The sequence below is a fragment of the Mesorhizobium sp. M5C.F.Ca.IN.020.29.1.1 genome, assembly GCF_003997375.1.
GTDB classification, from domain to species: Bacteria; Pseudomonadota; Alphaproteobacteria; order Rhizobiales; family Rhizobiaceae; genus Mesorhizobium; species Mesorhizobium wenxiniae.
Genome location: NZ_RZSW01000310.1, coordinates 1 through 7,250, shown reverse-complemented (window position 1 = coordinate 7,250; position 7,250 = coordinate 1). Strand labels below are relative to the sequence as shown.

Genomic DNA, 7,250 nt, shown 5'->3' with positions numbered 1-7,250 from the left:
GTCTTAAAATGCCTGTGCTAGACGGCAATCGACTTTCGGCCGGGGATAGCGGAAGCCGCGCCTCCGTGCTTGGAAAAATGCAGTAAGGTCAAAGATTTAGCTAGAGTTTTCGCTCGCGCCAACAATCTGCGGCCTGTCAGACAAGAGAAAAGACGGTCCGTGGCCCAATCGTCATCGCCAATCTCAGGTGTCGCAGAGCGCTATGCGGGTTCGCTGTTCGAGCTCGCGCTCCAGGCGAATTCGGTGGCCCAGGTCGAGGCCGACCTCAACAGTTTCGCGGCAATGCTCGAAGGCAGTGCGGAACTTGCCCGTCTGATCAACAGCCCGGTGTTCTCCAGCGAGGACCAGGCCAAGGCCATTGCGGCGATCGCCGACAAGGCAGGGATCACCGGCCTCACCGGCAATTTCCTGCGCGTCGTCGCCCAGAACCGCCGTCTGTTCGCCATCCCCGGCATGATCAAGGCATTCCACCAGGTCGCCGCCGAGCACCGTGGCGAGACCGCCGCTGAAGTTACCTCGGCGCATGCGCTGACCGACGCCCAGCAAACCGAGCTGAAGGCGGCGCTGAAAAGCGTTGCCGGCAAGGATGTCGCGATCACCGTGACCGTCGATCCGTCGCTGCTCGGTGGGCTGGTGGTCAAGATTGGCTCGCGCCAGATCGATACGTCGCTTAAAACCAAACTCAATTCGCTCAAGCTTGCACTGAAAGAGGTCGGCTGATGGACATCCGCGCCGCGGAAATTTCCGCAATTCTGAAAGACCAGATCAAGAATTTCGGCAAGGAGGCCGAGGTCTCCGAAGTCGGCCAGGTTCTGTCCGTCGGTGACGGCATCGCCCGCGTCTATGGCCTCGACAATGTCCAGGCCGGCGAGATGGTCGAGTTCCCCGGCGGCATCCGCGGCATGGCGCTCAACCTCGAAGCTGACAATGTCGGCGTCGTCATCTTCGGCGCCGACCGCGACATCAAGGAAGGCGACATCGTCAAGCGCACCGGCGCTATCGTCGACACGCCTGTCGGCATGGGCCTGCTCGGCCGTGTCGTCGACGCGCTCGGCAACCCGATCGACGGCAAGGGCCCGATCCAGGCGACCGAGCGCAAGCGCGTCGACGTCAAGGCGCCCGGCATCATTCCGCGCAAATCGGTGAACGAGCCGATGTCGACCGGCCTCAAGGCCATCGACGCGCTGATCCCGGTCGGCCGCGGCCAGCGCGAGCTGGTCATCGGCGACCGCCAGACCGGCAAGACCGCGATCATCCTCGACACGATGCTCAACCAGAAATCGGTGCACGAACACGGGCCGGAGAAGGAAAAGCTCTACTGCGTCTACGTCGCCGTCGGCCAGAAGCGCTCGACCGTCGCGCAGTTCGTGAAAGTTCTCGAAGAGCGCGGCGCGCTCGACTATTCGATCATCATCGCCGCCACCGCTTCCGATCCGGCGCCGATGCAGTTCCTGGCGCCGTTCACCGCCTGCACCATGGGCGAATATTTCCGCGACAACGGCATGCATGCGCTGATCAGCTACGACGACCTGTCGAAGCAGGCCGTCGCCTACCGCCAGATGTCGCTGCTGCTGCGCCGCCCGCCCGGCCGCGAAGCCTATCCGGGCGACGTCTTCTACCTGCATTCGCGCCTGCTGGAGCGGGCCGCCAAGCTCAATGACGACAATGGCGGCGGTTCGCTGACGGCGCTGCCGATCATCGAGACCCAGGCCAACGACGTGTCGGCCTACATCCCGACCAACGTCATCTCGATCACCGACGGCCAGATCTTCCTGGAAACCAATCTGTTCTTCCAGGGCGTCCGCCCGGCGGTCAATGTCGGCCTGTCGGTGTCGCGCGTCGGCTCCTCGGCGCAGATCAAGGCGATGAAGCAGGTCGCCGGCTCGATCAAGGGCGAGCTCGCGCAATATCGCGAAATGGCGGCCTTCGCCCAGTTCGGCTCCGACCTCGACGCCGCCACGCAGCGCCTGCTCAATCGCGGTGCGCGCCTGACCGAACTCCTGAAGCAGCCGCAATTCTCGCCGCTCAAGGTCGAGGAGCAGGTCGCGGTGATCTTCGCCGGCGTCAACGGCTATCTCGACAAGCTGGCAATCGACCAGGTCAGCAAATTCGAGCATGGCTTGCTCAGCCACATGCGCTCGGCCGGCAAAGAGGTGCTCGACGGCATCCGCAAGGAGAAGGCGCTGTCGGACGATCTGCGTGCCAAGCTGAAGGCGGAGATCGACACTTTTGCCAAGACCTTTGCTTGAACGAAGCCGGACGGACGGGATCAGGTTTGAAGCATGCCTTCACTAAAAGACCTTCGTAACCGTATCGCCTCGGTCAAGGCGACGCAGAAGATCACCAAGGCGATGCAGATGGTCGCCGCGGCGAAGCTGCGTCGCGCGCAGGAAGCGGCGGAAGCGGCGCGCCCCTATTCGGAGCGCATGGGCGCTGTGCTGGCCAACATCACCCAGGCGATCGGCGGCGGTGGCGAGGCCCCGGCGCTGATGACCGGCACCGGCAAGGACGACGTGCATCTGCTCGTCGTCTGCACCGCTGAGCGTGGTCTGTGCGGCGGCTTCAATTCGCAGATCGCACGCCTTGCCCGCGACCACATCCGCAAGCTTCTGGCCGACGGCAAGCAGGTCAAGATCATCTGCGTCGGCAAGAAGGGGTTCGACATCCTGCGCCGCGACTACGCGGCGCTGATCCTCGAACGCGTCGACCTGCGCGAAGTGAAGACGCTCGGCTTCATCAACGCCGATGCCATTGCCAAAAAAGTCATCCAGCTCTTCAACGAGGGCGGCTTCGACATCTGCACGCTGTTCTATTCTCAGTTCAAGTCGGTTATCAGCCAGGTTCCAACGACGCAGCAGATCATTCCGGCAGGCGTGGCTTCCGCCCCCGCCGAGGTGGCCGGCGGCGGCAATGCCGTCTATGAATACGAGCCGGAGCCGGGCGAAATCCTCTCCGACCTCATTCCGCGCAACATTTCCGTACAGGTTTTCCGTGCGCTGCTCGAAAACGCGGCCGGCGAGATGGGCGCCAAGATGAGCGCCATGGACAATGCGACGCGCAACGCCGGCGACATGATCAACAAATTGTCGATCACCTACAACCGCCAGCGGCAGGCGCAGATCACCAAGGAATTGATCGAAATCATTTCGGGCGCCGAGGCGCTCTAGGCGCGCTCCGATGAAGGTCAGCGACCTTCAGGCGGATTGCGTGAGAAACAAAGAGACGAAAAGGGTAAAGACGATGGCGAAAGCAGCGACCCCCCAGAAGGCGGCCCCGAAGGCTGCCGCGACGGCGGCAGCACCGGCAAAGGCTCCGGCAGCGGCAGCGAAGGCCGCTCCGGCCAAGAAAGCGGCCGCGCCCGCCAAGGCTGCCGCGGCGAAGGCGCCGACCGTTGCCATCAACAAGACTGGCTTGGCCGGCAAGGTTCGCCAGGTCATCGGTGCCGTTGTCGACGTGCAGTTCGGCGACCATCTGCCGGCGATCCTGAACGCGCTGGAAACGTCCAATGTCGGCAATCGCCTCGTGCTCGAGGTGGCTCAGCATCTCGGCGAAAACACCGTGCGCTGCATCGCCATGGACTCGACCGAAGGTCTGGTTCGCGGCCAGGACGTCTATGACACCGGCGCACCGATAACCGTGCCGGTCGGCCCCGGCATGCTCGGCCGCATCATCAACGTCATCGGCGAGCCGGTCGACGAGGCAGGCCCGGTCGACGGCATCGAGATGCGCTCCATCCACCAGCCGGCTCCGACCTATGTCGAGCAGTCGACGGAAGCGCAGATCCTGGTCACCGGCATCAAGGTTCTCGATCTGCTTGCGCCCTATGCCCGCGGCGGCAAGATCGGCCTGTTCGGCGGCGCCGGCGTCGGCAAGACGGTGCTGATCCAGGAACTGATCAACAACGTCGCCAAGGCGCATGGCGGTTTCTCGGTGTTCGCCGGCGTCGGTGAGCGCACCCGCGAGGGCAACGACCTCTATCATGAGTTCATCGAGTCCGGCGTCAACAAGAAGGGCGGCGGCGAAGGCTCCAAGGCGGCGCTGGTCTACGGCCAGATGAACGAGCCGCCGGGTGCGCGCGCCCGCGTCGGCCTGACCGGCCTGACGGTTGCCGAATATTTCCGCGACCAGGGCCAGGACGTGCTGTTCTTCGTCGACAACATCTTCCGCTTCACGCAGGCTGGCTCCGAAGTGTCGGCGCTGCTCGGCCGTATTCCTTCGGCCGTGGGCTACCAGCCGACGCTGGCCACCGACATGGGTGCGCTGCAGGAGCGCATCACGACGACGACCAAGGGCTCGATCACCTCGGTGCAGGCGATCTACGTGCCGGCCGACGATCTGACCGACCCCGCGCCGGCGACTTCGTTCGCCCACCTGGACGCGACGACCGTGCTCAACCGCGCGATTTCGGAAAAGGGCATCTATCCGGCCGTCGATCCGCTCGATTCGACGTCGCGCATGCTCGACCCGATGGTCGTCGGCGAAGAGCACTACCAGGTCGCGCGCCAGGTGCAGTCGATCCTGCAGCGCTACAAGTCGCTGCAGGACATCATCGCCATCCTGGGCATGGACGAGCTGTCCGAAGAGGACAAGCAGACGGTGGCCCGCGCCCGCAAGATCGAGCGCTTCCTGTCGCAGCCCTTCTTCGTCGCCGAAGTGTTCACCGGCGCGCCGGGCAAGCTGGTCGACCTCGCCGACACCATCAAGGGCTTCAAGGGCCTCTGCAACGGCGACTATGACCACCTGCCGGAAGCCGCCTTCTACATGGTCGGCGGCATCGAAGAAGCCGTCGAGAAGGCACAGCGCCTGGCGGCCGAAGCGGCGTAATTGGTGAATGGTCAGTAGTGAATTGTGAATGGGGAGTAGCGGACTGGAAATCGGGGCTGAGTGAAGGTCTTTCGGACCATTCACCATTCACCATTCACCATTCGCTGAATTAATCATGGCTGAAGCTTTCCAATTCGAACTGGTCTCGCCGGAGCGCCTGCTGGTTTCCGAGCAGGTCGAGTCCGTCGTCATTCCGGGCGCCGAAGGCGAAATGACCGTCATGGCCCATCACGCGCCGGTCATGACCACGATCAAGCCGGGCGTCGTCACGGTGAAGACCGCGGCAGGCAAGGAAGAACGCTACGTCGTGTTCGGCGGCTTTGCCGACATCGTTCCGGCCGGCTGCACGCTGCTCGCCGAATCGGCAGTAGCCGTCGGCGACATCGATCGCGCCGACCTGACCCGCCGTATCCAGGAAGCCAGGGAAGACGTCGCCGACGCCAAGGACGACCAGACGCGCAGCAAGGCCGAGCAGTTTCTTAGCCAGCTCACCACACTCGAAGGCGCCATCCTGCCTGCTTGAAGCGAAGATCAGTCCGGCAACTGCAAAGCGAGGCTTGCCTCGCTTTTTTGTTTGAGGGACAGTCCGACTTTGCTTGCCGTGGGGGCGGTAGCCGGTGACTGAAGACACAAGGTCGAGATCCAGATGGTCGGCGGCCCTGGTGTCGGCCTTTGGCGGCCCGTTCGGCGGATTTCTTTGGATCGGCAGCGGCAAGCTGGCGGTCATAAGTCTGGTCGCGATCAGTGCCGCAAGCATCGCCCTTTGCTACATCGGGTTCCAGGTTTTGCCGGGCATCGATCTTTCCGGATTGGCCAGTCTTTCAAGTATCGGCATAGCGATATCTTCGGTGGTGCTCGTTGTTCCCTTTGCGCATCGATTCAAGCCGGACAAGTGGTACGCGCATGGGCTTTCGGTTCTGGTGCTGGCCTTTCTGGCCTCGTCTCTGCTGCGTTTGCGATCCGGTCGTTCCTGTTTCAGCCATTCTCAATACCGGCCAGCAGCATGGTGCCAACGCTTGAGGTCGGCGACTATCTGTTCGCGTCCAAATTTGCTTACGGCTACAGCCGCCACAGCGTCCCCTTTGGCTTGCTGCCGATCGCAGGGCGGACGTTCGACACGGCGCCGGCGCTAGGCGATATCGCAGTCTTCAGGCGGCCGTCTGATCCCAGCACCGACTACATCAAGCGCATTGTCGGCCTTCCTGGCGACAAGATCCAGATGATCGACGGCGTCCTTCACATCAACGACCATGCGGTGAAGCTTGAAGAGACCGGTTCTTACTCCTCCGATGAAATCCGGTCGGCCAAAGTGCAGCGCGAAACATTGCAGAACGGCGTCTCCTACTCGGTCCTCGACGTGATCGACGGATCGACGGGCGACAACACCCAGCCTGTTGTCGTTCCGGCCGGCCGCTACTTCATGCTTGGCGACAATCGCGACAGTTCCGCCGATAGCCGTTTTGATATGGGCACTATTCCGTATGAGAATTTGGTCGGCAAGGGCGTTCGCCTGTTTTGGAACTCCAGAGGTGTCGACTACTCGTCACGGTCTGACAGGCAAATAGATTCAAGTCGTCGCCGCCTCCACCGCACGCACGACGGCGCGCGGTTCTGCCTCATGTTTTCGCACCCTGTATGCCCAGCGCTGTGAAAGCGGCAGCCACGCCGCCCTGGCGCAACCGTTCGAGATGGGCGCCCGCGAGGTCGATCAGCGTCAGGCGCTCAGCACCGCCCTTGGCGAAGCCGGCCAGGTCGAACACCGCCGCCACCGTTTCGCCCGCCGACAGATGCCGAGTGTCGAGTGCAGCCAGGGCCAAGTCGAGCGGGTCGGTGAAATGGCTTTCCGGCAAGGCTTCGCCGCGCGCCTCGCAAGCAGCGATCCAGGCTGCTACCACCAGCATCAGATGCGCGGGCGGCGCACCGGCACTCATCCGCTCCATTGCCGCGGCAACGATGCGCTGCGGCAGTTTCTGGCTGCCGTCATTGGCGATCTGCGCCGTCCGATGGGCGAGCGCGGTGTTCGAATAGCGCTTGGCAAGCTGGGCCGTGTAGTCGGCCGTGTCGAGCCCGGCGTCTTTCGGTAGCGTTGTGATGGCTTCGGCCCACAATCCGTCGACGAATTGCCGGATCGCCGGATCGGCGAAGGCGCGGTCGACCGTCTCGTAGCCGCTGAGCAGGCCGAGATAGGCGATGGCCGAATGCGAGCCGTTGAGCAGGCGCAACTTCATGTCCTCGAACGGCCCGACATCACCGACCATGGTAACGCCGAACTTTTCCCAGTCCGGCCTGCCCGCCGGGAAATCATCTTCGACCACCCATTGGCAGAACGGCTCGGTCATCACAGGCCAGGCGTCCTCGATGCCGAGTTGGCCTGATATCCGTGCCCGGTCGGCATCGGTGGTCGCCGGCACGATGCGATCCACCAT

The 7,250-nt window shown here is 63.2% G+C and carries 7 protein-coding genes; 6 read left to right on the top strand and 1 reads right to left on the bottom strand.

The window, feature by feature from the left end:
* Positions 1–159 precede the first annotated feature (159 nt).
* From EOA85_RS22310 to lepB, 6 genes are all read left to right on the top strand, one after another.
* Positions 160–720 (top strand): F0F1 ATP synthase subunit delta, encoded by a 561-nt coding sequence (locus tag EOA85_RS22310; RefSeq protein ID WP_127211190.1) that lies wholly within the window; start codon positions 160–162, stop codon positions 718–720.
* Positions 720–2,249, top strand: coding sequence for a F0F1 ATP synthase subunit alpha (gene atpA / locus EOA85_RS22305; protein WP_029349046.1), 1,530 nt, complete (start codon positions 720–722; stop codon positions 2,247–2,249). The genes EOA85_RS22310 and atpA overlap by 1 nt, the downstream gene beginning before the upstream one ends.
* Before the next feature lie 33 nt (positions 2,250–2,282).
* Positions 2,283–3,167, top strand: a complete 885-nt coding sequence (locus tag EOA85_RS22300; protein WP_029349044.1) for a F0F1 ATP synthase subunit gamma — start codon at positions 2,283–2,285, stop codon at positions 3,165–3,167.
* Between the two features lie 73 nt (positions 3,168–3,240).
* Complete coding sequence (gene atpD / locus EOA85_RS22290) at positions 3,241–4,824, top strand: F0F1 ATP synthase subunit beta (protein ID WP_164759802.1); 1,584 nt, start codon at positions 3,241–3,243, stop codon at positions 4,822–4,824.
* Positions 4,825–4,939: 115 nt separating this feature from the next.
* Positions 4,940–5,347: a F0F1 ATP synthase subunit epsilon gene (locus tag EOA85_RS22285; RefSeq protein WP_029349043.1), complete on the top strand. Its 408-nt coding sequence runs from the start codon at positions 4,940–4,942 to the stop codon at positions 5,345–5,347.
* A 123-nt stretch (positions 5,348–5,470) separates the two neighbouring features.
* Positions 5,471–6,475 carry a signal peptidase I gene (lepB, locus tag EOA85_RS22280; RefSeq protein WP_127211188.1) on the top strand — a complete coding sequence of 335 codons (1,005 nt, stop codon included), beginning with the start codon at positions 5,471–5,473 and terminating at the stop codon, positions 6,473–6,475.
* Here the strand turns inward: lepB and EOA85_RS22275 are convergent.
* Positions 6,441–7,250, bottom strand: an 810-nt coding sequence (locus tag EOA85_RS22275; protein ID WP_164759801.1) for a mannitol dehydrogenase family protein, incomplete at its 5' end; no start/stop codon positions are given. The two genes, lepB and EOA85_RS22275, sit on opposite strands and share 35 nt — an antisense overlap.

Excerpts from the sequence above, each read along its gene's own strand:
- atpA (WP_029349046.1), top strand. The coding sequence starts at position 720 with ATGGACATCCGCGCCGCGGAAATTTCCGCAATTCTGAAAGACCAGATC.
- EOA85_RS22300 (WP_029349044.1), top strand. The coding sequence starts at position 2,283 with ATGCCTTCACTAAAAGACCTTCGTAACCGTATCGCCTCGGTCAAGGCG.
- atpD (WP_164759802.1), top strand. The coding sequence starts at position 3,241 with ATGGCGAAAGCAGCGACCCCCCAGAAGGCGGCCCCGAAGGCTGCCGCG.
- EOA85_RS22285 (WP_029349043.1), top strand. The coding sequence starts at position 4,940 with ATGGCTGAAGCTTTCCAATTCGAACTGGTCTCGCCGGAGCGCCTGCTG.
- lepB (WP_127211188.1), top strand. The coding sequence starts at position 5,471 with ATGGTCGGCGGCCCTGGTGTCGGCCTTTGGCGGCCCGTTCGGCGGATT.